Source organism: Streptomyces sp. NPDC048434, assembly GCF_043200375.1.
Classification (GTDB): Bacteria; Actinomycetota; Actinomycetes; order Streptomycetales; family Streptomycetaceae; genus Streptomyces.
The window spans coordinates 71,848-96,712 of record NZ_JBICXQ010000035.1; the positions used below are offsets into that span (position 1 = coordinate 71,848).

General features: G+C 72.3%; 19 protein-coding genes and 1 pseudogene. 11 read left to right on the top strand and 9 right to left on the bottom strand.

The window, feature by feature from the left end; genetic code table 11:
* Nucleotides 1-40: 40 nt before the first annotated feature.
* From ACGFWI_RS33190 to ACGFWI_RS33205, 4 genes are all read left to right on the top strand, one after another.
* Nucleotides 41-454 carry a DUF742 domain-containing protein gene (locus ACGFWI_RS33190; RefSeq protein ID WP_393909758.1) on the top strand — a complete coding sequence of 138 codons (414 nt, stop codon included), beginning with the start codon at nt 41-43 and terminating at the stop codon, nt 452-454.
* A 203-nt stretch (nt 455-657) separates the two neighbouring features.
* Complete coding sequence (locus ACGFWI_RS33195; protein ID WP_393909759.1) at nt 658-1,527, top strand: alpha/beta fold hydrolase; 870 nt, start codon at nt 658-660, stop codon at nt 1,525-1,527.
* 58 nt (nt 1,528-1,585) lie between these two features.
* Nucleotides 1,586-2,197 (top strand): TetR/AcrR family transcriptional regulator, encoded by a 612-nt coding sequence (locus tag ACGFWI_RS33200; RefSeq protein WP_393909760.1) that lies wholly within the window; start codon nt 1,586-1,588, stop codon nt 2,195-2,197.
* Between the two features lie 225 nt (nt 2,198-2,422).
* Nucleotides 2,423-3,034, top strand: coding sequence for an ATP/GTP-binding protein (locus tag ACGFWI_RS33205; RefSeq protein ID WP_393909761.1), 612 nt, complete (start codon nt 2,423-2,425; stop codon nt 3,032-3,034).
* A gap of 71 nt (nt 3,035-3,105) precedes the next feature.
* On the opposite strand, the gene glpK is transcribed toward ACGFWI_RS33205, so the two are convergent.
* The 5 genes and pseudogenes from glpK to ACGFWI_RS33230 all read right to left on the bottom strand — a co-directional run.
* Entirely contained in the window at nt 3,106-4,632 is a 1,527-nt protein-coding gene (gene glpK, locus ACGFWI_RS33210) for a glycerol kinase GlpK (RefSeq protein ID WP_393909762.1), read from the bottom strand.
* A gap of 77 nt (nt 4,633-4,709) precedes the next feature.
* The gene (locus ACGFWI_RS33215; protein WP_393909763.1) at nt 4,710-5,477 is read right to left on the bottom strand and encodes an MIP/aquaporin family protein; all 768 of its coding nucleotides are present in this window, start codon (nt 5,475-5,477) and stop codon (nt 4,710-4,712) included.
* 222 nt (nt 5,478-5,699) lie between these two features.
* Entirely contained in the window at nt 5,700-7,433 is a 1,734-nt protein-coding gene (locus tag ACGFWI_RS33220) for an EAL domain-containing protein (RefSeq protein ID WP_393909764.1), read from the bottom strand.
* 322 nt (nt 7,434-7,755) lie between these two features.
* A complete protein-coding gene (locus ACGFWI_RS33225) occupies nt 7,756-8,934 on the bottom strand; it encodes a lipid-transfer protein (protein WP_393909781.1) in 1,179 nt (392 codons plus the stop codon).
* Between the two features lie 441 nt (nt 8,935-9,375).
* Nucleotides 9,376-9,810, bottom strand: a pseudogene (locus ACGFWI_RS33230) (Zn-ribbon domain-containing OB-fold protein); the annotation flags it as partial.
* Between the two features lie 129 nt (nt 9,811-9,939).
* Here ACGFWI_RS33230 and ACGFWI_RS33235 point away from each other — a divergent pair.
* The 5 genes from ACGFWI_RS33235 to ACGFWI_RS33255 all read left to right on the top strand — a co-directional run bounded on the left by ACGFWI_RS33235 (nt 9,940) and on the right by ACGFWI_RS33255 (nt 15,173).
* Entirely contained in the window at nt 9,940-11,016 is a 1,077-nt protein-coding gene (locus tag ACGFWI_RS33235) for an ABC transporter ATP-binding protein (RefSeq protein WP_393909765.1), read from the top strand.
* A gap of 117 nt (nt 11,017-11,133) precedes the next feature.
* The gene (locus ACGFWI_RS33240) at nt 11,134-12,312 is read left to right on the top strand and encodes an ABC transporter substrate-binding protein (RefSeq protein WP_393909782.1); all 1,179 of its coding nucleotides are present in this window, start codon (nt 11,134-11,136) and stop codon (nt 12,310-12,312) included.
* Between the two features lie 14 nt (nt 12,313-12,326).
* Nucleotides 12,327-13,175 (top strand): ABC transporter permease, encoded by an 849-nt coding sequence (locus ACGFWI_RS33245; RefSeq protein WP_393909766.1) that lies wholly within the window; start codon nt 12,327-12,329, stop codon nt 13,173-13,175.
* Nucleotides 13,176-13,198: 23 nt separating this feature from the next.
* Nucleotides 13,199-14,011: an ABC transporter permease gene (locus ACGFWI_RS33250; RefSeq protein ID WP_393909767.1), complete on the top strand. Its 813-nt coding sequence runs from the start codon at nt 13,199-13,201 to the stop codon at nt 14,009-14,011.
* 181 nt (nt 14,012-14,192) lie between these two features.
* Nucleotides 14,193-15,173 carry an NUDIX domain-containing protein gene (locus ACGFWI_RS33255; protein ID WP_393909768.1) on the top strand — a complete coding sequence of 327 codons (981 nt, stop codon included), beginning with the start codon at nt 14,193-14,195 and terminating at the stop codon, nt 15,171-15,173.
* Between the two features lie 134 nt (nt 15,174-15,307).
* On the opposite strand, the gene ACGFWI_RS33260 is transcribed toward ACGFWI_RS33255, so the two are convergent.
* A complete protein-coding gene (locus ACGFWI_RS33260; protein WP_393909769.1) occupies nt 15,308-16,153 on the bottom strand; it encodes a M15 family metallopeptidase in 846 nt (281 codons plus the stop codon).
* A gap of 145 nt (nt 16,154-16,298) precedes the next feature.
* Nucleotides 16,299-18,695 (bottom strand): TIM-barrel domain-containing protein, encoded by a 2,397-nt coding sequence (locus ACGFWI_RS33265; protein ID WP_393909770.1) that lies wholly within the window; start codon nt 18,693-18,695, stop codon nt 16,299-16,301.
* A gap of 343 nt (nt 18,696-19,038) precedes the next feature.
* On the opposite strand from ACGFWI_RS33265, the gene ACGFWI_RS33270 reads away from it, so the two are divergent.
* Both ACGFWI_RS33270 and ACGFWI_RS33275 read left to right on the top strand, forming a co-directional pair.
* Complete coding sequence (locus ACGFWI_RS33270) at nt 19,039-21,072, top strand: acetoacetate--CoA ligase (protein WP_393909771.1); 2,034 nt, start codon at nt 19,039-19,041, stop codon at nt 21,070-21,072.
* Between the two features lie 147 nt (nt 21,073-21,219).
* Complete coding sequence (locus ACGFWI_RS33275; protein WP_393909772.1) at nt 21,220-22,149, top strand: hypothetical protein; 930 nt, start codon at nt 21,220-21,222, stop codon at nt 22,147-22,149.
* A 91-nt stretch (nt 22,150-22,240) separates the two neighbouring features.
* Here the strand turns inward: ACGFWI_RS33275 and ptsP are convergent, their stop codons facing one another.
* Both ptsP and ACGFWI_RS33285 read right to left on the bottom strand, forming a co-directional pair.
* Nucleotides 22,241-23,911 (bottom strand): phosphoenolpyruvate--protein phosphotransferase, encoded by a 1,671-nt coding sequence (ptsP, locus tag ACGFWI_RS33280; protein WP_393909773.1) that lies wholly within the window; start codon nt 23,909-23,911, stop codon nt 22,241-22,243.
* Nucleotides 23,912-23,987: 76 nt separating this feature from the next.
* Nucleotides 23,988-24,437, bottom strand: a complete 450-nt coding sequence (locus tag ACGFWI_RS33285) for a PTS glucose transporter subunit IIA (protein WP_393909774.1) — start codon at nt 24,435-24,437, stop codon at nt 23,988-23,990.
* Between the last annotated feature and the right edge of the window lie 428 nt (nt 24,438-24,865).

Sequence of the window (24,865 nt, forward strand, 5' to 3'; positions counted from 1 at the left end):
CGCCGCGCGAGTGCGAGGCCGAGCGAAGCGAGGTTTCGGCATGAGCGACCAGGACCGCCGGGCGGCGCGGGACCGGGAAGCGGCCCGCTGGTTCGACGACGACGCGGGCCCGGTCGTCCGGCCGTACGCGATGACGCGCGGGCGCACCCGTACGGCCTCGGAGGGGCGCCTCGATCTGATCGCGCTGGTGATCGCCGAGAGCCGTGCGGGGGAGACGGTCGACGACCAGAGCCTGTCGCCCGAGCATGTCGAGATCGTCGAGCTGTGCCGGCAGGAGCCACTGTCGGTCGCCGAGCTGGCGGCCGAACTCGACCTGCCCCTCGGCGTCGTACGGGTCCTGATCGGGGATCTGCTGGATGCGGAGCTGGTCCATATCAGCAGGCCGGTGCCGCCGGCCGAGCTGCCGGACGAGAAGGTGCTGCGCGAGGTGATCGACGGCCTGCGCGCGCTGTGACCCGCCGAGCGGTTACGTGGCCGCCGCCTTCCGGATGCCCCTTCCGGGGCGGCGGCCACTGCCGTCGCGGCCCGCTCCGGGCGGGAGACCGCTCCGCCGGCCGGGCGCAGATCCGCCGGCTGCCCGGTGGGGGTGGGCACCGCGGGGAGTGCCCCGGGTACGGTTCCTGTTGAGCAATTGTCAACAGGAGGAGATCCGCCGCCATGGCCACGGACGAGACCCCGGCACCCGTTGAACACCTGGAGATCCAGGTCGGCCCGCACACCTACGACGCACTGGCCTGCGGCCCCGCCGACGGGGAGTTCGTACTGCTGCTGCACGGCTGGCCCGAGTTCGCCGACTCCTGGAGCGCCGTGCTCCCCGCCCTGGGCGCGGCCGGCTACCGCGCCGTCGCCGTCGACCAGCGGGGCTACTCCCCGCGCGCCCGTCCGCCGAGGATCGCCGACTACGCCGTGCCCGAACTCGTCGCCGACGCCCTCGCCTTCGCCAGCTCCCAGGGCGCGGACCGCTTCCACCTCGTCTCGCACGACTGGGGCGGCATGGTCGCCTGGGCGCTGGCCGGCGCCCACCCCGAGCGGCTGAAGTCCCTGACCGTACTGGCCACCCCGCACCCCGACGCACTCAACCGGGCCGCCGCCGAGGACTCCATCCAGCACCACCGCCTCGACTACGTCCGCTTCTTCCGGCGCGACGACGGTGCCGCGGAGGCCGCGCTGCTCGCCGATGACGCCGCCCGGCTGCGCGCCGCCTACGCCGGCAAGGTGCCCGCCGGCCTCGTGGAGGGCAATGTCCGCCGGCTCTCCGCCCCGGGCGCGCTGACCGCCACGCTGAACTGGTACCGCGCCCCGGAGTCGGTGATCTCGGTGGCCGCGGGCCGGATCGCCGTCCCCACCCTCTTCCTGTGGGGCAGCGAGGACACCGCCCTGGGCCGCGGCGCGGCCGAGTCCACGGGGGAGTGGGTGGACGGCCCGTACCGCTTCGAGGCCCTGGAGGGCGCCAGCCACTGGCTGCCCGAAGAGGTCCCCGACACGGTCACACCCAAGATCCTCGACCACCTCGGCCAGTACGCCTGACACCGTGGCGGGCCGGGACGCCACGGCGCTCCCGGCCCCGCCGCCGTACACTGCGGCCATGTCCGGCAAGCGCACCACCCGCCTCACGCCCGATCAGCGCAGGGAGCAACTGGTCGGCATCGGTCTGGAGATGCTCGCCGACCGCTCCCTGGACGAGCTGTCCACCGACGAGGTGGCCCGGCGGGCCGGTATCTCCCGCGGTCTGCTCTTCCACTACTTCGACTCCAAGCGCGACTTCTACCGCGCGGTGGTCCGCGCCGAGTGCGACCGCTTCACCGCCGCGATGGAACCGGACGGATCGCTGGAACCGGTCGCCTGGATGCGGGCCCTCATCGCGGGCTTCGTGGCGTACGTCCTGGAACACCGGCAGGTGTATCTCGCCCTGGTGCGCGGCGCCGCCGGCAGCCACCCCGCGGTCACCGACATCGTCGGCGCGACCCGGGAGACCGTCGCCCACCGGGTGCGCGACGGCCGGCGGCGGCTCGGCATGCCGGACGCCCCGCGGACGGAACTGGCCTCCCGGGCCTGGATGGCGTTCGCCGAGGAGGCGGTCATCAACTGGCCCGCGCAGGAACCGGACGCCCATGAAGAGCTGTGCGCGTTCGTCGAGTCCAGCTTTGTGAGCCTGCTCGGACTGCTCGACCGGCCCGGGGCTCTCGTCACACGCTGAGTGCCCGCGGCATCGGCTCCACCCGTGTCAACGGCCTCCGACGACGCCGTTTTGGGCAGGTTGGCCACCTCTGACCCACGGCGTGACCAGGGCGTGACGCATCTCAAGTGGGCGCCGTGCTGAGCACGTTGTACCGTTCCCTTGCACCTGCTGCCCCGTGCGCCGACGCTCGGGTATCAAACGTGAGCTCCACCCGTATACACGGCAATTCAGGAGAAGAATCCCATGGCCTTCGGGCGATCCGATCGCCGCCGACGGTCTGCCGCCGTCGAGCCGGTGACGCTCAAGATCCTGGTCGCGGGCGGCTTCGGGGTGGGTAAGACCACCCTGGTCGGTGCCGTCAGCGAGATCAAACCACTGCGTACCGAGGAACGGCTGACCGAGGCGGGGCGGCCGATCGACGACCTGGACGGGGTGGAAACCAAGACCACCACCACCGTCGCCATGGACTTCGGACGGATCACCGTCAACGAAGAGCTGGTCCTGTACCTCTTCGGCACCCCGGGCCAGGACCGTTTCTGGTTCCTGTGGGACGAACTGGCCCGGGGCGCACTCGGTGCGGTGGTGCTGGCGGACACCCGCCGGCTGGCGGACAGCTTCGCCGCCATCGACTACTTCGAGCGGCGCGGTCTGCCCTTCACGGTCGCCGTCAACTGCTTCGACGGCGCCGACCACTACCCGGCGGAATCCGTACGCGACGCCCTGGACCTGGACCCCCAGGTGCCGGTGATGCTGTGTGATGCCCGCCTCAAGGACTCCGCGCGGGATGTGCTGATCTCCGTCGTGGAGCATGCGATGGAGGCCGGCGCCCGCCGCCGGGAGCCCGCGGTTCCCTGACGGGCGCGGAAGTACGGCCCGTACCCCGCCGTCCGGGGTACGGGCCGTACGTCTGCGCACTGCCGGCGCCGTTACCCCGCCGAGCCGTCCTCGGCCAGCCAGCCGAAGCTCCGCTCCACGGCCTTGCGCCAGTTGGCGAACTCGCGGTCCCGGGTCTGCCCGTCCATCCGCGGCGTCCACTCCGTGTCCCGCTTCCAATGGGACCGCAGCTCGTCCAAGTCCTGCCAGACACCGGTCGCCAGACCGGCCGCGTAGGCCGCTCCCAGACAGGTGGTCTCCGAGATCACCGGGCGGATCACCGGCACGTCCAGCACATCCGCCTGATGCTGCATCAGCAGGTTATTGGCGGTCATCCCACCGTCGACCTTGAGCTCGGTGATCTGCACACCCGAGTCCTGGAACATGGCGTCCACCACCTCCCGGGTCTGCCAGCTGGTCGCCTCCAGTACGGCGCGTGCCAGATGCGCCTTGGTGACGAACCCGGTCAGACCGGTGATTACGCCGCGGGCGTCGGAGCGCCAATAGGGCGCGAACAGACCGGAGAACGCCGGCACGATGTACGCCCCGCCGTTGTCCGGGACACTCGCCGCCAGTGGCTCGATCTCCTCGGCCGACGCGATGATGCCCAGCTGATCGCGGAACCACTGCACCAGCGCGCCCGTGATGGCGATGGACCCCTCCAGGCAGTAGACCGGCGGCTCGCCGCCGAGCTGGTAGCCCATCGTCGTCAGCAGCCCGTTCTTGGACGGGACCGGGCGGTTACCGGTGTTCAGCAGCAGGAACGAGCCCGTGCCGTAGGTGTTCTTGGCCTCGCCGACGCCGTAGCAGGTCTGGCCGAAGACGGCCGCCTGCTGGTCGCCGAGGGCGGACGCCACCGGCACGCCGTGCAACTGCCCCACGGCCGTGCCGTACACCTCGGCCGACGACCTGATCTCCGGGAGGATCGCGGCCGGCACATTCATCGCCGACAGGATCGCCGGATCCCACTGGAGGGTGGCGAGGTTCATCAGCATCGTGCGGCCCGCGTTGGTCACATCGGTGACATGCACCCCGCCGTCGGTGCCACCGGTCAGATTCCAGATCAGCCAGGAGTCGATGGTGCCGAACGCGATCTCACCGCGCTCGGCACGCTCCCGCAGCCCCGGCACCTCGTCCAGCAGCCAGGCCGCCTTGGGCCCGGAGAAGTAACTGGCCAGCGGGAGCCCGGTGGCATCACGGAACCGGTCCTGACCGTCCGCGCCGCCCAGTTCCGCGCACAGCCGGGAGGTGCGGGTGTCCTGCCAGACGATCGCGTGGTGCACCGGCTTGCCGGTGGCCCGGTCCCACAGGACCGTGGTCTCCCGCTGGTTGGTGATGCCCAGCGCGCTGAGCTGGTCCGCGCGCAGCCCCGCCTTGGCGAGCGCGCCCGCCACCACCGCCTGCACCTTCGACCAGATCTCGGTGGCATCGTGCTCCACCCAGCCGGGCTTGGGAAAGATCTGACGGTGCTCGCGCTGGTCCACGGCGACGATCGCCCCGCCGTGGTCGAAGATGATGCAGCGGCTCGACGTGGTGCCCTGGTCGATCGCGGCGACGTACTTCTCGGTGTGCTCCGTCATGCCGTCACGCCTCCTGAAGTCCTGGTAAGTGGGTGCAGCGGGGCCCGGGCCGATCGGGCGGACGCGCTCCGGGACGGTCAGAACGCCGCGTTGTAGACCAGGCCGGACAGCACTGCGCCGATCAGCGGCCCGGCCACCGGGATCCAGGAGTAACTCCAGTCCGAGGAACCCTTGTTGGGGATCGGGAGCAGGGCGTGCACCAGGCGTGGACCGAGGTCACGGGCCGGGTTGATGGCGTAGCCGGTGGGCCCGCCCAGCGACAGCCCGATTCCGACGACCAGCAGGGCGACCAGCAGCACATTGATCCCGGAGCCGTAGATCCCCGCGTGCTCCCCGGGGACCTGGCCGATGCCGATGCCCTTGTTCTGGCCGAAGAACAGCAGCGGCAGCACCAGACCGATGGTGGCGATGATCTCGGTGACGAGGTTGGCGGCCGGGTTGCGGATCTCCGGGCCGGTGGAGAAGATCCCCAGCGTCGGCTGGGCCTTGTCCTCTTCCGCGTTGGCGGCGAACTGCGCGTAGTACAGCGCCCAGGCCAGTACGGCCCCGATCGCCGCACCGACCATCTGCGCCAGGATGTACAGCGGCACCTTCGACCACTCGGTGCCGCCCGCGACCGCCGAGCCGAGCGTCACCGCGGGGTTGAGGTGGCCGCCGGACAGCGGCGCCGCGGTGTAGGCGCCGGCCAGTACGCCCATGCCCCAGCCGAAAGCGATCACGACCCAGCCGGCTGCCCTCGCCTTGGAATAGTGCAGGGTGACGGCGGCGCACACACCGGCCCCGAAGAGTATGAGTATCGCGGTGCCGATCACTTCACCGACGATGATGTCCCCATTGGAATACATGGCGGCTCCTTGGCCCTCGCCCGGGGACGTCCCCCGGTCCTCCGTGCAGGGTGCGTGCCACCGGCGGGCAGCGGACAGCCGCTGCCACCCGGCCGGGGTGCCTGAGTGCGGCGATGCCGACTGGCATCCGGAAGTGTTCACCGGTGATGAGGGGGCGTCAAGGTCGCGCACAGCTATGGATGTTGACGGCTGCCGACCGGGGAAGCGGGACCGTACGTCGCATCACCCGCGGGTTCCGACGCCCTCCTGGCCGGGCGGGGCGGTGCGCGCAGCGCCGGCCGGATCCGGCACCCGGCCCGCGGCGCCGCGGCGGATCTCCGTACGTTCCGAGCCGGGCCGGCCCAGCACCCAGCTCGCCCCCGGCAGCGCCTTCGCGGCCTTCTTCAGCGGGGCGAGCGCGGCCGCGGCCTCACGGTGCCCGGTGACGGTGCCGGGTGGACACACCGCCGTCGCCAGGGACAGGGTGACCGGCCGCCCGCCCGCCGACCAGGACACGTCCAACAGCGCCGCGGCGAAGGGCTCCAGGCCGTCCGGCCCGGCCAGCACCAGGAAGTCGTCGCCGCCGATATGGCCCACCAGACCGGCCGGCTCACCCGCCGCGACCTGCGCGAGCGTCCGCCCCACCGCACGGATCAGCTCATCACCGGCCGCAAACCCCGCGCCATCGTTGACCTGCTTGAAACCGTCCACATCCAGCCAGCTCAAGGAGAACGCCAGGCACTCCGCGATCCGCCGGTCCACCTCCCCGTTGACCTCGTCCGAACCGGGCAGCCGGGTCAGCGGGTTGAGCCGGGCCGCCTGCTCCACCCGGCTCTCGGCCAGCGCCCGCACGATGTCCGCGAGATGCACCACGCCCATGCACCTACCGCGCTCGTCCACCACGGCCACATCGTCCCCGGTACGGTCGCGGTCCCCCTCGGCGATCACATCGAGCACCTGCCAGGCGGTGGCGTCCGCGCCGACCGTCCGCGGCCGGTCCGCGAGCCGCAGCGCCGGCCGGTCGGCGTACAGCGCATGCCCGTACCGTCCGGACAGCGACAGCAAGAACCGGTCCCGGTCTATCGCCCGGACCGGCACCCCGTCGGCGTCCACCAGCAGCACCCCCGACACCTCGGGGAACCCGGTCAGATGGCTGCGCACCGCGCCCGCCGACGCGGACATCGGCAGCAGGGCGGCGGGCTGCAGGAACTGGGCGACCGGCGGCCCCGAGGCCGGCCGGCGGGGCGCCGCGGGGCTGCCCGGCGCGGGCGGGAGCGCGGCCGGCAGATACACCTCAGTGGCCGGCCGTCGCGCGGGCGGCGCGAACAGATACCCCTGCGCCAGCTGGACCCCGGCGTCCCGCACCGCCGTGTACTGCCGCTCGGTTTCCACTCCCTCGATGGCCAGCAGCCCGCCCACCCGCTCGCACAGCGCCCGCATGGCAGCCACCGCGGCCTGCCGCCCCCGGTCCGCGTCCAGCCGGGTGCACAGCGCGGCGTCGAGCTTGACGAGGTCCGGCGCGAGCTCGCCGAGCAGCCGCAGCGGCAGATCACCGTCCCCGACGCCGTCCGCACAGATCCGGTAGCCCTCGTCGCGCAGCACCGCCACCGATTCCAGCAGCGCGGCGCGTGGGACCTGGGTGAACGGGCCGCCGAGATCGAGGGTGATCTCCCACGGCCGCCGGCCGGCATCGTGGACCGCCTTGCCCAGCGACGTCATCCGGGGCAGCTCGGCGACGGTGGTGGCGAAGACATTGATGTGCAGCGGCAGCAGTGTTTCCTGGTCCGCGGCCGCCCGTACGGCGAGCGCCGCCAGTTCGGCGTCCAGATCAGGACAGTGGTGCGCCGAGTCCAATATGCCGGGGCCGTCCGCACCGTCCTCGGGGCGGGCGAGTATCTCCAGCGCGGCGACCGAGCCGGTCGAGAGGTTCACGACGGGCTGGAAAGCGAATCGAAGCTGGTCCGTCCAGGCAGGCACGGGGAGCAGCATGCCCCTCCCCAACGGCGAACGGTGTGTGATTAACGCACTGTTCACGCACCCTTCCGGAGGGTACGGACCGCTGTCGCGGGAGGCACACACGACGTTCGAGGGAGCGTCCGGGGCCGGCGCGGTGGTGTCCCGTCGACGGCCCGAACGGGGCTTCAAGGCATGCGGGTTCGCCGTGCCGGAGGGGCGAGCCGTGGGGGACACGGGGGTGGGGTGTGCGCCACGACGCCACGACGCCACGACGCCGCGCTCGGCGGCCCGCGGGAATCGGCCCGCGCAGGCGATCACCGCACTCCGCGCCCCCTGCCCGTGTTCACCGCACCGCGACCACGGCCGACCCGTGCCCGAACAGCCCTTGGTTGGCGGTCATCCCCACCCGGGCATCCGCCACCTGCCGCGCGCCCGCCTGCCCCCGCAACTGCCGGGTCAGCTCACACACCTGGGCAATGGCCTGGGCCGGCACCGCCTCGCCGAAGGAGGCCAGACCACCGCTGGCATTCACCGGCAGCCGTCCGCCCAGCGCGGTCACCCCGTCCCGCAGCAACTTCGCCCCCTCGCCGGCGCTGCACAGCCCCAGGTCCTCGTACCACTCCAACTCCAGCGCGGTGGACAGGTCGTAGACCTCGGCCAGCGAGAGATCCTCCGGGCCGATCCCGGCCTCCTCGTAGGCGGTCTGTGCGATCGACGCCCGGAAGCCGGTCGCCGGCTCCGGTACGGCGGCCGCGGAGTCGGTGGCGATATCCGGCAGATCCAGCACGGTCCGTGGATAGTGCGGGGTGGCCGTGGAGACCGCGCGGATCCGGACCGGATCCGAGGCGCCGTGCCGGCGTGCGAAGTCCATGCTGGTCAGGACCAGTGCCGCGGCGCCGTCGGAGGTGGCGCAGATATCCAGCAGCCGCAGCGGATCGCAGACCACGGCCGACGCGGCGACCTCCCGCGTGGTGACCCGCTTGCGGTAGCGGGCGTACGGATTGGCCGCGCCCGCCGCCGAGTTCTTCACCTTCACCTGCGCGAAGTCGTCGGCCGTATCGCCGTACAGCGCCATCCGGCGGCGCGCGTACAGCCCGAAGTACGCCGGGTTGGTGGCGCCCAGCACCCGGAACCGCAACCAGTCGGGATCGTCGGGCCGGTCGCCGCCCGCCGGGGTGAAGAAGCCCTTCGGCGCGGCGTCGGCGCCCACTACCAAGGCCACCTCCGCCATCCCCGACAGGATCTGCGCCCGCGCGGTGCCGATGGCCTGTGCGCCGGATGCACAGGCGGCATAGACGCTGGTTACCCGGGCGCCCTGCCAGCCCAGTGCCTTGGCGAAGGTCGCGCCCGCCACATAGCCCGGGTAGCCGCCGCGCACCGTGTCCGCGCCGACGATGCTCTGTACGGCGCGCCAGTCGAGGCCGGCGTCCGCGAGCGCTTCCCTGGCCGCCTTCGTGCCGTACTCGACAAAGCTGCGCCCCCACTTGCCCCAGGGATGCATACCGGCGCCGAGCACGGCCACGTCACCGGGTGCGGTGCTTCCTGGGCTCCTCCTTACCCGCCGCCCACCCGCGCCTCTTGTTTTTTCCCCGCCGCCCACCCCCCTTCGGGGGGTGGGCGGGTGTAGTGATGCGGTTTCCCGCCCGGGGCCGGCGGCGGCTTCAGCCCTAGGGGTGGCGGCCTTCGCTCCGGGCCCGGCGGAGTCCACTCCGGGCCCGCCAGGCACGGCTCCGGACCCGACGGCTTTCGCGTCCGGGCCGGCATCTGGGCCGGACACCCTTGCATTTGCGCCGGCCGCCCCCGCGCCCGGGCCGACGGGCCCGGCTCCAGAGCCGGCAGGCCCGGCTTCCAGGGCACCGGCCACGGCCTCCGGGGCACCGGCCACGGCCTCCGGCTCTGCCGCCCCGTCTCCGGAAGCAACCGAACGCCCCGGCTCACCCGTCTCCCCATCCCCCCGCCCGCCCCCACCCGGCCGCCAATGCCAGGTCGTCCAGACGTGCCCGTCCTCCTCGTTGAGGGTCCCGGGTACCAGCTCGACCTCCGTCCCCACGGTGAGATCCGTGGCGCGGACGCCGGGCGCGGCCTGTCCGAGGACCACCATCCGTTCCTCCGCCAGCTCCACGGCGACCAAGAGGTACGGCCGCCACTCGGCATCCGGGTCGGAGACGTAGGGGGCGGGCGGACGATAGCGGGCGTCGGTGTACGACCAGACCGTGCCGTGCCGGGACAGCGGCACCTCCGCCAGCTCGTCGCCCCCGCACCCGGGGTTGCGGCAGAAGGCGTCCTCGCGGGGGAAGAACACCGCACCACAGGCCCGGCAGCGCGTCCCCAGCAGCCGGAAGTCCGCCGCGTCCTGATCGAACCACCCCGGCACCACCGGCTTCCGTGTATGTGTCACAGACCCTCCCCGACCGCAACGGACCCACCACAGAACTGACGGAACGTCAGGAGTGTGACACGCTGCCGCTCCGCGCGGAACCCCGGTACAGTCGCCGGGCGATCAAGCCGTTCACGAGGGGGAGCGCCCGTGACCGAAGCCGCCCGCACCGACGCCCGTCCCGTCCGTACGACCGCCGCACCCGCCGTCCGGCTCACCGCCGTCACCAAGGAGTTCGGCCCGCTACGTGCCGTCGACAACGCCGAACTCACCCTCAGGGAAGGGGAGTTCTTTTCCCTCCTCGGCCCCTCCGGCTCGGGCAAGACCACCCTGCTGCGCCTGATCGCCGGCTTCGAGCGGCCCACCTCGGGCCGCATCGAACTCGCCGGCCGCGAGGTCACCGCACTCCCGCCCAGCCGCCGCGACGTCCACACCGTCTTCCAGGACTACGCGCTCTTCCCCCACATGACCGTCGAGCAGAACGTCGCCTACGCACTCACCGTCGCCGGGGTGCGCAAATCCGAACGCCTCGCCCGCGCCCGTGAGGCCCTGCGCACCGTACGCCTCGACGACCACGGCCCCCGCCGGCCGGTCCAGCTCTCCGGCGGCCAGCGCCAGCGCGTCGCACTGGCCCGTGCCCTGATCGACGACCCCGGGCTGCTGCTGCTCGACGAGCCCCTCGGCGCGCTCGACCTTCAGCTGCGGCAGGAGATGCAGCGCGAACTCAAGCGCATCCAGCGCGCTACCGGCGTCACCTTCCTCCTCGTCACCCACGACCAGGAAGAGGCGCTGACGCTCAGCGACCGCCTCGCCGTCCTCGACCGCGGCCGCATCGAGCAGACCGGCCCGCCGCTGGAGATCTACGACCGTCCGGCCACCGCATTCGTCGCGGGCTTCATCGGTAGCACCAATCTGCTGCGCGACCAGGCCGCGGTCCGGGTGACCGGCTCCCCGGGCACGTACAGCATTCGCCCCGAGCGGATCCGGATCGCCGCCCCCGACGGCCCGGACGGCACCCCGGGGCCGGGGGAGCGGTGTGTGCCCGGCCGGATCACCGAGGTCGCGCACGTCGGCGCCCACACGCGCGTGGTGGTCCGGCTCGACGGCGGCGACGACCAGCTCACCGCACTGCGGCTGAACTCCACGGATCCGCCGGACGCCGCCCGTCCGGGCTCGGCCGTCCATCTGCTGTGGAACGTCAACGACGCCTTTCCCGTGCCCGGCTGACGAATCGTCGTATAGCGCCCCCGGGCGCATCCGATGCCCGACGCGCTCTGGTGGCTGACGGTCAGCTTCCGGATACTGGCGGGGCTCGACAGCCGTGTGCGACAGCGGGAGTTCACCATGCGCAACGCGAATCCGTGGAAGGCCGCCGTGGCGGCCGGGGTCCTGCTGCTGGCCGTTGCCTGCGGCTCCGGCGGCGGGGGGACGGGCGGCGGGGGAGCCGCCGAGCAGAAGAGCGTCGGCAAGGGCGAGGGCCGGGTCAACATCATCGCCTGGGCCGGATACGCCGAGGACGGCTCCAACGACCCCAAGGCCGACTGGGTGCACCCCTTCGAGAAGCAGACCGGCTGCATGGTCAACACCAAGACCGCCGGGACCTCCGACGAGATGGTCTCGCTGATGAAGACCGGCCAGTACGACACCGTCTCCGCCTCCGGTGACGCCACCCTGCGCTTGATCGCCGCGGGGGACGTGGCGCCCGTCAACACCCGTCTGGTACCGAACTACCGCGACATCTTCAGCGGCCTGAAGATGCGCGCGTTCAACTCCAAGGACGGGAAGATGTACGGCATCCCGCACGGCCGCGGCGCCAATCTGCTGATGTACCGCACCGACAAGGTCTCCCCGGCTCCCGACTCCTGGAAAGCCGTCTTCGACGACGCGGCGAAGCACTCGGGCAAGGTCACCGCCTACGACTCACCGATCTATATCGCCGACGCCGCCCTCTACCTCATGAAGGCCCGTCCCGCGCTCGGCATCAAGGACCCGTACGCCCTGGACCGGAAGCAACTCGATGCCGCCGTGGCCCTGTTGAAGAAGCAGCGGCAGCAGATCGGCGAGTACTGGAGCGACTACCAGAAGGAAGTCACCGCCTTCAAGGGCGGCGACAGCGTCATCGGCACCACCTGGCAGGTCATCGCCAACACCGCGGCCGCGGAGAAGGCCCCCGTCAAGGCCGTCCTCCCCAAGGAGGGGGCGACCGGCTGGTCCGACACCTGGATGGTCTCCGCCAAGGCCGCACACCCCAACTGCGCCTACAAGTGGCTCAACTGGATCGTCTCCCCGAAGGTGAACGCCCAGGTGGCCGAGTACTTCGGCGAGGCGCCCGCCAACGCCAAGGCCTGCAAGGAGACCGCCGACCCCCGGCACTGCGCCGTCTACCACGCCGATGACGAGGCCTACTACCGCCGAGTCCACTTCTGGACCACCCCCGTCCCGCAGTGTCTCGACGGCCGCAAGAACGTCACGTGCACCGACTATGCGGAGTGGACCCGCGCCTGGACGGAGATCAAGGGCTGAGCGCGGGAGCCCCGGTGTCCGCCACGACCCGTGAGCCCCGCGCCCGCGGCCGGCTCGCCGCGCTCCTCGCCCCACCCCTCCTCTGGCTGGTCCTCGCCTACCTCGGCTCGCTCGCCGTCCTCCTGCTCTCCGCCTTCTGGACCACCGACCCCTTCACGTCGGACGTCGTGCACACCTGGACCACCGACAACTTCCGCGACATCCTCACCACCCCCGTCTACCGCACCGTCGCCCTGCGCACCCTCGGAATCGCCGTCGCCGTCACGCTCCTCGATGCGCTGCTCGCGCTGCCGATGGCCTTCTTCATGGCGCGGGTGGCGACCGGCCGGCTGCGCCGCGCCCTGCTGGTGGCCGTGCTGACCCCGCTGTGGGCCGGCTATCTGGTCAAGGCGTACGCCTGGCGGGTGATGCTCGGCGAGCACGGCATCGTCAACGCTGCTCTCGCCCCGCTCGGTCTGCACGGCCCGGGATACGGCACGACCGCCGTCGTGATCGTGCTCGCCTACCTCTGGCTGCCGTACATGATCCTGCCGGTCCACGCCGCCCTGGAACGGCTGCCCGCCCACCAGCTGGAGGCCTCCGCCGACCTCGGCGCGGGCACCGTACGCACGCTGCGCTCCGTCGTCGCCCCCGCCGTCCGGCCCGCGCTCCTGGCGGGCTCCGTCTTCACCTTCTCGCTCTCCCTCGGCGACTACCTCACCGTCCAGATCGTCGGCGGCCGCACCCAGCTGCTGGGCAATGTCATCGCCTCCCAGGTCACCCTCGATCTTCCGCTCGCGGCGGCGCTCTCCGCGGTCCCGGTCGCTCTCGTCGTCTGTTACCTCGCCGCCGTCCGCCGGGCCGGCGCGCTCGACTCGCTCTGACCGGTCCTGAAGGAGGCAGCCGGATGCATCTCACCCGCACCGCCCGCATCGTCCTCGGCTGTGTCACGGCCGCCGGTCTCGCCCTGATCCACCTCCCTCTGCTCCTGGTCCTGCTCAACTCCCTCAACGCCGATCCCTCGTTCGCCTGGCCGCCCGGCGCGCTGACCGGTGAGTGGTGGAGCCGCGCCCTGCACAGCGCGGGCGCCCGCGACGCACTGTGGACCTCGCTGCGGGCGGGCCTCGGCGCCACCGCCATCGCCCTGGTCCTCGGCTCGCTGGCGGCCTTCGCCGTGCACCGCCACCGCTTCTTCGGACGGCAGACCGTCTCGTTCCTGATCGTGCTGCCCATCGCACTGCCCGGCATCGTCACCGGCATCGCCCTCAACGCCGCCTTCCGCACCGTCCTCGCCCCGCTGGGCATCGGCTTCGGCCTGTTCACGGTCGTTGTCGGCCATGCGACCTTCTGCGTCGTCATCGTCTTCAACAACGTCGCCGCCCGGCTCCGCAGGATCGCCCCGTCACTGGCCGAGGCCTCCGCCGATCTGGGCGCCCGTCCCTGGCAGACCCTGCGGTACGTCACCTTCCCGGCGCTGCGCCCGGCCCTGTTCGCCGGCGCCCTGCTGGCCTTTGCGCTCTCCTTCGACGAAGTCGTGGTGACCACCTTCACGGCGGGCGCGGGCACCAAGACGCTGCCGATCTGGATCTACGAGAACCTGGCCCGCCCCCACCAGGCGCCGGTCGTCGATGTGCTTGCCGCGCTGCTGATCGCCCTGTCGGTCATCCCGGTGTACGTCGCCCAGCGGCTCTCGTCGGACACCGCCGGCGGCCGGTTCTGAACCCAGCGCCGGCGGCCAGGCACCGAGCACGCCGACGGCGGGGCCGGCGCACGCCGCCCGGACGATGCGTCAGCTCCCGCAGCACCCACCGGTATTGCCCTGGGCGCCGCCGACACCCGATGCTATGTTGTTCTCGTTCCGAGAAAGACTCAGAGTGAGAATGACATCGGGAGGGGCGGCCGTGGACACGGACCGGCAGGGCAACGGGAGCGGCGCCGCGCGAGGCAAAGGCGACAGTGCGTTCCTCGCGGCCTACGACCCGCGTGAGTTCCCCGCCATCGCCGTGACCGTCGACGTCGTCGCGCTGACGCTGCGCGCCGGGGCCTTGCACCTCCTGCTCGTCGAGCGCGGCGGCCGGCCCTTCCAGGGCTCCTGGGCACTGCCGGGCGGATTCGTCCAGGCCGGCCGGGAGTCGCTCGATGCGGCCGCGGCCCGCGAACTCGCCGAGGAGACCGGGCTGGACGCCACGCAACTGGAGCGCGTCCACCTCGAACAGCTCGGCTCGTACGGCGATCCCGGCCGCGATCCGCGGATGCCCGTCGTCACCGTCGCCTACCTCGCCTTCGCGCCCGACCTCCCCGACGCCCGGGGCGGCGGCGACGCCTCGTCCGCGGCCTGGGTCCCGGTCGCCGCACTGGATCTCGGCGGCCGTGCGGAGGCGCAGGATCCCGAACGGGTGACTCCGCAGACTTTCGTCGAACCGGACGCGGCCCGGCCGCGTCCCTCAGGGCAGGGTCCGGGGCACGGGATCGACGGGGGTGGTTCCGTGCCCCGGCCCGTCAGCGACGCGGCAGCGGAGAGGGCGCCCGTTCCGCAGGCCCCGCTCCCGCTCGCCTTCGACCACGCGGAAATCGTCGCCGACGGACTCGACCGCGCCCGCGCAAAGATCGAGTACACCCCGCTGGCCGCGGCGTTCCTCGCGGAGGAATTCACCATCGTCGAGCTCCGCGGCGTCTACGAATCCATCTGGGGCAGCCCGCTGCACGCGGGGAACTTCCACCGCAAGGTCCTCTCCGTGCCCGGATTCGTGGAATCCACCGGCGCGACGTCGGCCCGCGGGGGAGCCCGTGGCGGCCCGCGCGCCCGCCTCTATCGTGCGGGCGGCGCCCGCCTGCTGCACCCGGCGCTGCTGCGCCCCGACCGGGAGGAGAGCGTGCGATGACCCTCACGGCCGCGGACGCCCCGTGCACCCGCGCACCCGTGCCGCCGCCCGCACCGCGCTGTCCGCGGCCCGCCGGCCCACGGACCTCTTCCCCAAGGCAGGCCCGCTGGGCGGGTCGTCAACGGCGCGGCCGGTCAGTGCCGGACGAGCGACCGCCGGGCAACCGGGAAGTCGAAGTAGGTGTCCGGAAAAGTCTCCGGCGTGAAGGTGTAGTGCCACCACTCGCTCGCGTAGTTGACGAATCCGGCGCGCTCCAGGCCGTCCTTCAGCAGCAGCCGGTTCGCCCGCTGCGTGCCCTTGATCCGCGGGTCGAGGGTGTGCGCCAGCGTGTCGAAGCAGTCGAAGCCGGTCCCCATGTCCAGCCCGTTGTCAGGGAAGCGGGACGCCTTCGGGCCGTAGCACGACGACAGCGGCTCCCCGGGGACGTACGGCCGGGTGGACAGCGCCGGCAGCCGCACCAGCGTCAGATCGAGGGTGCTGCCCCTGCTGTGCCCGGACTTCTCCGCGATATAGCCGTCCCGGAAGAGCGTCGACTTGTCGACCCGGGGATAGAACTCGGCCTTCATCCGCTGGTCGTCGAGGTCCTTGGCCCAGGCCACGAAGTGGTTCACCGCGCGCTGCGGCCGGTAGCAGTCATAGACCTTGAGGGTGTATCCGCGGCGCAGGAACGAGAGCTGCGCCCGGTGCAGTGCCCGTGCCGCGTCCCGGGTCAGCAGGCAGGCCGGCGCCCGGTAGCCGGTCACCGGCACCCCCATGAAGTTGTGCGGGGTGAAGTAGCGCATCTCCTGGATGATGGTGGGGTCCACGTCCCGCAGCGCGACGAACTCCCGGGGCGCCTTGGGGTCGTTGGCCGGATGCGACGACGGCGCCGGGCGGTGCGGGGCGGCGCCCGCCGCCGCACCCGAGGGGACAGCGGTGACGGCGATCAGCGCGGCGGCAGCGGCAGCAAGGCCGCGCAGCGCGGCAGCAAGTCTCGGCATGGCCCTCGTTTACCAGGCGCGGCAGTCGCAGGGGAAGCCCCGTCGCGCAACCGGTCCGCCGTGCAACCGGCCCACCACGCCCTGCGGCCCCACCCCTGTCACCCCGTTACGTGGCTGCCCGTTACTCCCCGGCCCGGTCCGCCCGCTACGCCTCCGCCCCGTCCTCCAGCCCCCGCACCCGCACCGGATACCCCACCGCGCCCCCGTCTCGCCGCTCCACGATCACCCGGTCGCCCTCCCGCCGTGAGGTGAAGCGTTCCACCGTCGGCCGCTGCCAGCCGTCCCCGGTGTCCGGCACCACCAGTCCGTTGCCCCCGCGCCCGGCCGCCGGCACCCACACCTCCAGCTCCGTCCCGCCATCCGCCCCCGTCACCGGCAGCACCGCACCGGCCCGTGCCAGCACCGGAATCCGCGACAGCGGCGCCTCCACCCACACCTGCCCGGGACCGTCGTACGCCCGCCCGGTCGCGGTGTCGTACCACCGGCCGCGCGGCAGCCGCACCGGCCGCCGGGTCACCCCCGCCGCCAGCGCCGGCGCCACCAGCAGCGCATCCCCCAGCAGAAAGGCGTCCTCGCAGTCCCGCAGCGCCCGGTCCCGGGGCGCGTTCCACCACACCGGCCGGACGTACGGCGCCCCGGTCAGCCGCGCCAACTGGCCCAGCGTCCCGAAGTACGGCAGCAGCCGCTGTCGCTCGCGCAGCGCCGTACGGGCGTGTTCGAGCACCTCGATCCCGTACTCCCACGGCTCCCGCCGCCCCGCCCCGAGCGCCGAATGCGTACGGAACAGCGGCAGCCAGGCCCCCAGTTGGAACCACCGCAGATACAGCTCCGGGGAGGGCGTCCCGGAGAACCCGCCGATATCGGGACCGCTGTACGGCACCCCGCACAGCCCCAGCCCCAGCACCAGCGACAGCGAAGCGCGCAGCCCCGGCCAGCCCGTCGCCACATCGCCCGACCAGGAGCCGCCGTAGCGCTGCATTCCCGCCCAGCCCGAACGGGAGAAGAGGAACGGCCGCTCGGCCGGACGCAGTTCGCACAGCCCCTCGAAGCCGGCCCGCGCCATGGCCAGGCCGTAGACGTTGTGCGCCTCCCGGTGGTCGCCGCCCCGGCCCTCCAGGGCATGCCGGGCCGAGCGCGGCAGCGTCCGCTCCCCGAACGCGGCGAACGAGACCGGCTCGTTCATGTCGTGCCAGACGCCCGCGAAGCCCTGCGCCAGCCGCTCCGCGTACAGCGCGCCCCACCACTTGCGCGCCCGCGCATCGGTGAAATCCGGGTACACCGACTCGCCCGGCCACACCACCCCGCGCACCTCCCACCCCCGCGCGTCCCGCACAAAGGCATCCGCCGCCGCCCCGCTCTCGTACACCGCGTCCCCCGGCTCCGCCTTCACCGCCGGATTCACGATCGACACCAACCGCACCCCGTCCGCCCGCAACTCCCGCGCCAGACCGGGCAGATCCGGATACTGCTGCCGGTCGACGGTGAAGACCCGGTGCCGGTCGTAATGGTCGATGTCCAAATGGACGGCGGACAGCGGAAGTTCGCGCTCCTTGTAGCCGGCCACCACCCGGCGCACCTCGGCCTGGCCGCCGAAGCCCCAGCGGGCGTGCTGATACCCCAGCGCCCACTGCGGCGGCAGCGCGGGCGCCCCGGTCAGCGCCGTCCAGCCCTGCAGCACCCGGGCCGGGGTGCCGACCAGCACCCAGTAGCGCAGCGGGCCGCCGTCCATCCGCAGCTCACAGGTGCCCGGCCGGTCATGCCCCGAGCCCGCGCCCTCCGCGCCCTCGCGCAGCGTCACCCGGCCGTCCCAGGAATTGTCGTGGAAGACCAGATGCGTACCGGCGTCCGCCACCACCAGCTGCACCGGCATCGTCAGCGACAGCGGATCGTCGCCCGGCCCGAAGGCACCGCCCGGATCCGTGTTCCACAACCGGTACGCACCGTCCCGCAGCCGCGGCCCGTGCGCCCGGCCGCCGAGCCCGAAGAACCGGGCATCGGCCGCGACCTCCGCCCGCTGCACCCAGCGCGAGGCGCCGCCGCCCTCGGGCCGCCCGCCCGCACCCTCCCCACCCATACGGTCCCACCAGCGCGGCGGCAACTCCCGCCGCAGCACCGCCCCGCCGGGAGTCCGCACCTCCACCGCACCGTGCCGGGACACCACCACCAGCACCCGCTCGGAGACCACCCGCCAGCCGCCCTCGGTATCGGGCTCCAGCACCGCCCGCGCGTCCACCTCCGGACACGCCCCGGCCAGCGCATACGACGGCTCCGGCTCGGCGCCGTCCCAGCCGCAGAACACCGCACCGCCCGAGGCCACCCGCACCCGCAGCGACGACCGCGCGAAGTGGATCAGCCCGCCGCCCGGCTGGGGCTCCGCGCCACTGGCCGCCCCCGGCACCCGCGCCCGCTCCGCGGTGCGCCGCGGCAACGCCAGCGCATCCGCCCGCCGTGCCCGCCACGCCGCCCGCACGGACCGGAGCCCCTGCGCCGGCCCGAGTGCCGTGATCATCCGTACCGACCGCACCAGATCCCGCCCGTCCATGCCGGCCAGCCTGCCATTGACGGCCGGGTGCGCGGGCACCGTTCAACTGCCGTTCACCTGCACGGGGTCACGCTCGGCCACCTTCAGGCCCCCGGATCGTCCTCCGATGGCCAAATCCCGCCGTATGTCCCCGCCACGCGTCCCGGAACCGGCCCGCACGACGTGCCGGCACCACATCCGCCACCCCCCGAATGTGGGGAGCCCACCCTGGTGCACAAGTCGATCACATGGCATCGTCCAGGCAAGCCGTGTCACGCGCACACGCCCGGAGAAGGGGCCGGGGGACCTCCCCACCACCGTGTGCGCCCGACGCCTACGACGCGTACCGCCCGGGAGCCGCATCATGACCACCGCACCGCAGTCCGCCCCGCAGCCGGAGCCCCTCTGGCAACCAGGCCCGGACCGCATCGCCGGCGCACAGGTCACCCGCTTCCACACCTGGGCGGCCGCCCACCACGGCGCGCCCGCACCCACCCCCGGCGACCCCGCCACGAGCTACGCCGACCTCCACCGCTGGTCCGTCGACGACCTCCCCGCCTTCTGGCAGGCCACCGCGGAGTGGTTCGACGTCCGCTTCGCCACCCCGTACGAGACCGTGCTCGCCGACCGTGCGATGCCCGGCGCCAACTGGTTCCCCGGCGCCACCCTCAACTACGCCGAGCACGCCCTGCGGGCCGCCGAGGACCCGGCCCGCGCCGAGGCCCCCGCGCTGCTGTACGTCGACGAGACCCATGAGCCCACCCCGGTCACCTGGGCGGAGCTGCGCGCCCAGGTCGGCTCGCTGGCGGCCGAACTCCGCCGCCTCGGCGTCCGCCCCGGCGACCGGGTGAGCGCCTACGTCCCCAACATCCCGCAGGCCGTCGTCGCACTCCTCGCCACCGCCGCGGTCGGCGGCGTCTGGACCTCCTGTGCCCCCGACTTCGGCGCCCGCAGCGTGCTGGACCGCTTCCAGCAGATCGAACCGGTCGTCCTGTTCACCGTCGACGGCTACCGCTACGGCGGCAAGGAACACGACCGCCGCGACACCGTCGCCGAACTCCGCGCCGAACTGCCCACCCTGCGCGCCGTCGTCCACATCCCGCTGCTCGGCACCCCCGCTCCCGAAGGCGCCCTGAACTGGTCGGACCTGACCTCGAACGACACCGAACCGGTCTTCGAGCAGGTCCCGTTCGACCACCCGCTGTGGGTCCTGTACTCCTCCGGCACCACCGGTCTGCCCAAGGCCATCGTCCAGTCCCAGGGCGGCATCCTGCTCGAACACCTCAAGCAGACCGGCCTGCACTGCGACCTCGGCCCCGACGACCGGTTCTTCTGGTACACCTCCACCGGCTGGATGATGTGGAACTTCCTCGTCGCCGGCCTCCTGGTGGGGTCCACGATCGTGCTCTACGACGGCAGCCCCGGCCACCCCGACATCGCCGCCCAGTGGCGGGTCGCCGAAACCACCCGCGCCACCGTCTTCGGCACCTCCGCCGCCTACGTGATGGCCTGCCGCAAGGCCGGCATCCACCCGGCCCGCGACCTCGACCTCTCCGCCATCACCTGTGTCGCCACCACCGGCTCTCCGCTCCCGCCGGACGGCTTCCGCTGGCTGCACGACTGCTTCGCGGAGAGCGGCGCCGACCTGTGGACCGCCTCGGTCAGCGGCGGCACCGACGTCTGCAGCTGCTTCGCCGGCGCCGTCCCCACCCTCCCCGTCCACATCGGCGAACTCCAGGCCGCCTGCCTCGGTACCGACCTCCAGGCCTGGGACCCCCAGGGCAAGCCCGTCGTCGACGAGGTCGGCGAACTCGTCGTCACCAAGCCCATGCCGTCCATGCCCACCCGCTTCTGGAACGACCCCGACGGCATCCGCTACCACGACAGCTACTTCGACATGTACCCCGGCGTCTGGCGGCACGGCGACTGGATCACCGTCACCTCCCGCGGCAGCGTCGTCATCCACGGCCGCTCCGACTCCACCCTCAACCGCCAGGGCGTCCGGATGGGATCCGCCGACATCTACGAGGCCGTCGAGCGGCTCCCCGAGATCCGCGAATCCCTCGTCATCGGCCTGGAGCTTCCCGACGGCGGCTACTGGATGCCGCTCTTCGTCCACCTCGCCCCCGGCGCCGCCCTCGACGACGACCTGCGCGACCGGATCAAGCGGACCATCCGGGAAGAGCTCTCGCCCCGCCACGTCCCCGACGACATCATCGAAGCCCCCGGCGTACCGCACACCCTCACCGGCAAGCGCATCGAGGTCCCCGTCAAGCGCCTCCTCCAGGGCACCCCGCTCGACAAGGCCGTCAACCCCGGCTCCGTCGACAACCTCGAACTGCTCCGGTTCTACGAGCGGGTGGCCCGCGACCGCGCCGCCGCCGACAGCGCACAGTAGGCCCCGGTCGCGCCGGACCGCCGGGCACCCACGCCCTCCGGTCCGGCGCCCGGCCGCATTGTCAGACCCCTCGATTACTCTCAGTGACAAGTGATGTTCGGCCGCCACACCTCACACCGAGCCGGCGCATCTCACTCAGGGGGAGTCATGACATCCACATCCCGGCACACCGACCCGTCCACCGCCCGCCGCGCACTACGCCGCGAAATCCCCAGCAGCGCCGCCGTCCTGGCCGACGAGCAGGACTTCACGGCCATGCGCCGCTACCCCACCTTCCCGTTCGACGACCACCGCAGCTACCTCCGGCAGGTGGAGACCCTGCTGCGCGGCCTCGCCTCCCAGGGCGTGCTCACGACCGTCAGCCTCTTCGACCCGGCCGCCTACGAGAAATACTGCGGGGACCTCGCCCTGGACCCGGACCGCCCCGACAGCCGTAGCCGCTACACCGCCGAAGTCGCCCGCACCGGCGCCACGCTGACCTACCAGGGCGAGCCGCTCACCCAGCTGCTCCCGTTACTCGTCGAAGAAGCCGACCGCCAGGCGACCTGGGACCGTGCCTCAGGTCTCCTGTCCCGCGCGGGCAGCTGTGAGGAGTGCGGCGAAGACCTCGCCCACGCCGCCTTCGCCCGCGCCACCCAGGCCCTCCAGGACCTCCTGGCCGCCCTCGGCGACGGCACCCACCACCTCGTCTGCTCGGTCGCGGTCGGCGAGCCCTCTCTGCTGGCGGTCCTGCATGCCACCAGCCCCGACGGCGCCCGGCCCCGGCTCGCCGAATCCGAGACCCTCGTCTTCTGCACGGTCCTCGCCGTCGGCTTCGCCCTGCGCACCCCCGGCGGCCTTGTCTCCCGGACCACCACCGCTCCCGCCGACCGCGCCGCCACCGGCGACCTGGACCGGGACACGGTCCGCGGCTGGTCCCTCGGCGACTCCTGGCTGCGCCCCCTCGGCGCCGCCGAGGTCTTCACCGCCTACTGCACCGACTCCGACACCGGCGAACCGATCCCACCCGAGCACGGCGTCGACCACGCCCCCGGCCTCCCTCTCACACCCCCACCCGACCCGCACCACCACCGCTGACCACGCCGCGCTCCGCACAACACCATGGCCGCCCCGCCACAAAGGGCGGGACGGCCATCAACACTCCTGCGACGCACCGCGCCGCGCGTGATCACTCCCCGGAGAGCACCGCCTGCGCGGCAGCCCGCGCATCGTCGGCGGTGTCCGCGGCACGCGCCGCGGCCGCCGCCCGCTCGCACTGCGCCAGCGTGTGCTTGGACAGCGTCGCCCGTACGTACGGAATCGACGCCGCGCCCATCGAAAGGCTGGTGACCCCGAGCCCCGTCAGCACACACGCCAACAGCGGATCGGAGGCCGCCTCACCACAGACACCACAGCTCTTGCCCTCGGCCTTCGCCGCCTCCGCCGAAGCCGCCACAAGATCCAGCAGCGCCGGCTGCCAGGGGTCCTGCAGACGCGCGACGGCACCCACCTGACGGTCGGCGGCGAAGGTGTACTGCGCCAGGTCGTTGGTCCCCAGCGAAAGGAACTCGACCTCCTGAAGAATCGACCGCGCTCGCAGCGCCGCCGACGGAATCTCCACCATCGCTCCGAACTTCGCCCGCAGCCCAGCCTCCCGGCAGGCATCCGCGAAGGCCTTGGCGTCGATCCGGTCCGCCACCATCGGTGCCATGACCTCGAGGTAGACCGGCAGCCCCTCGGCCGCCTTGGCCAGCGCCGTGAGCTGCGTACGCAGCACATCCGGGTGGTCGAGCAGGGTCCGCAGTCCCCGCACACCCAGCGCGGGGTTCGGCTCATCGGCCGGCGTCAGGAAGTCCAGCGGCTTGTCGGCACCGGCATCGAGCACCCGCACCACGACCCGCCCCTCGGGGAAGGCCTCCAGCACCTTGCGGTACGCATCGACCTGCTTCTCCTCGGACGGCGCGTTCTTGCTGTCGTCCAGGAACAGGAACTCCGTACGGAAGAGACCGACACCTTCAGCCCCGGCCTCGACCGCCGCGGGCACGTCACCGGGACCGCCGACATTCGCCAGCAGCGGCACCTTGTGCCCGTCGGAGGTGGCACCCGGACCGGACGACGCCGCCAGCGCCGCCCTCCGCTCCGCCGCGGCCTGCTCCAGCGCCGCCCGCTTCTCGGCGGTCGGCTCGACAAAGACCTCACCGGTGCTGCCATCCACCGCGATGACCGTGCCCTCGACGAGCTCACCCGCGCCCGGGAGCGCGACAATGGCCGGCACCCCCAGTGCCCGCGCAAGAATCGCGCTGTGGCTGGTCGGCCCGCCCTCCTCGGTCACGAACCCGAGCACCAGCGTCGGGTCGAGCAGCGCGGTGTCGGCCGGTGCCAGATCGCGCGCGATCAGCACATACGGCTCATCGCTGTCCGGCACCCCCGGCATCGGCACACCCAGCAGCCGGGCGACGATCCGGTTGCGCACATCATCGAGGTCGGCCACCCGGCCCGCGAGGTACTCACCGGCCCCCGCCAGCAGCGCCCGGTAGGCGGCGAACGCGTCATACACCGCGCGCTCGGCGGTGGAGCCGACGGCGATTCGCCGCTCGACATCCGCCATCAGCTCGGGGTCCTGAGCCATCAGCGCCTGTGCCTCCAGCACGGCCTGCGCCTCGCCACCCGCCAGGTTTCCCCGCGCTATCAGGTCAGCAGCAACAGCTTCCACGGCCTGACGGGCACGCCCCTGCTCGCGCTCCGCCTCGTCCGCCGGAATCTGCTTGGCCGGCGGCTCGAGAACCGCCGTGCCCATGTGCCGCACCTCGCCTATGGCCACACCGTGGCTCACGCCGACGCCTCGCAGCGTTGTCTCCATTGCACCCGTCTCCGGTTGATGCGACGGCCGAACCGTCGCGGTGGATGTCCTACCTGCCGTACGCGACGGCGCCCGGCTACTGCCAGGCGAAGAGCTGGTCGCCCGCCTTGATGTCGCCGTCCTCGCGCACCTCACCGAGCGAGTCCGCCGTGGCCTCCAGCGCAACGACCGGGCAGACCGGCGACTTACCGGCCTCCTCGACCGCGGCCGGGTTCCAGCGCACGACCTCCTGGCCGCGGGTGACGGTGTCACCCTTGTTCACGAGCAGCTCGAAGCCCTCGCCGTTGAGCTGAACGGTGTCGATACCGAGGTGGGTGAGCACGCCGTGCCCCTCGGAGTCGACGACGACGAACGCGTGCGGGTGCAGCGATACGAGAACACCGTCCACGGGCGAGACAGCAGTAGACGGCTCACGCACCGGATCGATGGCGGTACCGGGACCCACCATCGCTCCGGAGAACACCGGGTCGGGCACAGCCGCGAGTCCGATGGCGCGTCCGGCAAGAGGGGACGTCACGGTGGTCATGGGAAGCCTCCCAGGGGTGGAGATTCATCAGGCCGCCGTCACTACCTGTCCTGGACGGCGCACCGTTCAGAAGCGTAAGTCATAAGAACTGACGGTTCCGCATGAGAGACGCCGGTTGCGGACCGCGCGTCACGCTGAATCGATTTGCCTCGCCCACAGCAGCGCTGTACTGTCTGAGACCTGCCCCGGACAGCCAGGACGCAATCAACTGCGTCCGGTTGAGGTGGGCGGCACTCCTAGCGTCTTGATCACGACTCAAGAATTGCGCGCTTCTGCATGTCTGCAGAAAAGCAGCGGTTCGGAGGACGAAAAAGGCCTGATAGAGTGTGAAACACCGAAGGGAAGCGCCCGGAGAGCCTGGTGAAACAGGCACAAAGGAAGCGTCCGTTCCTTGAGAACTCAACAGCGTGCCAAAAGTCAACGCCAAA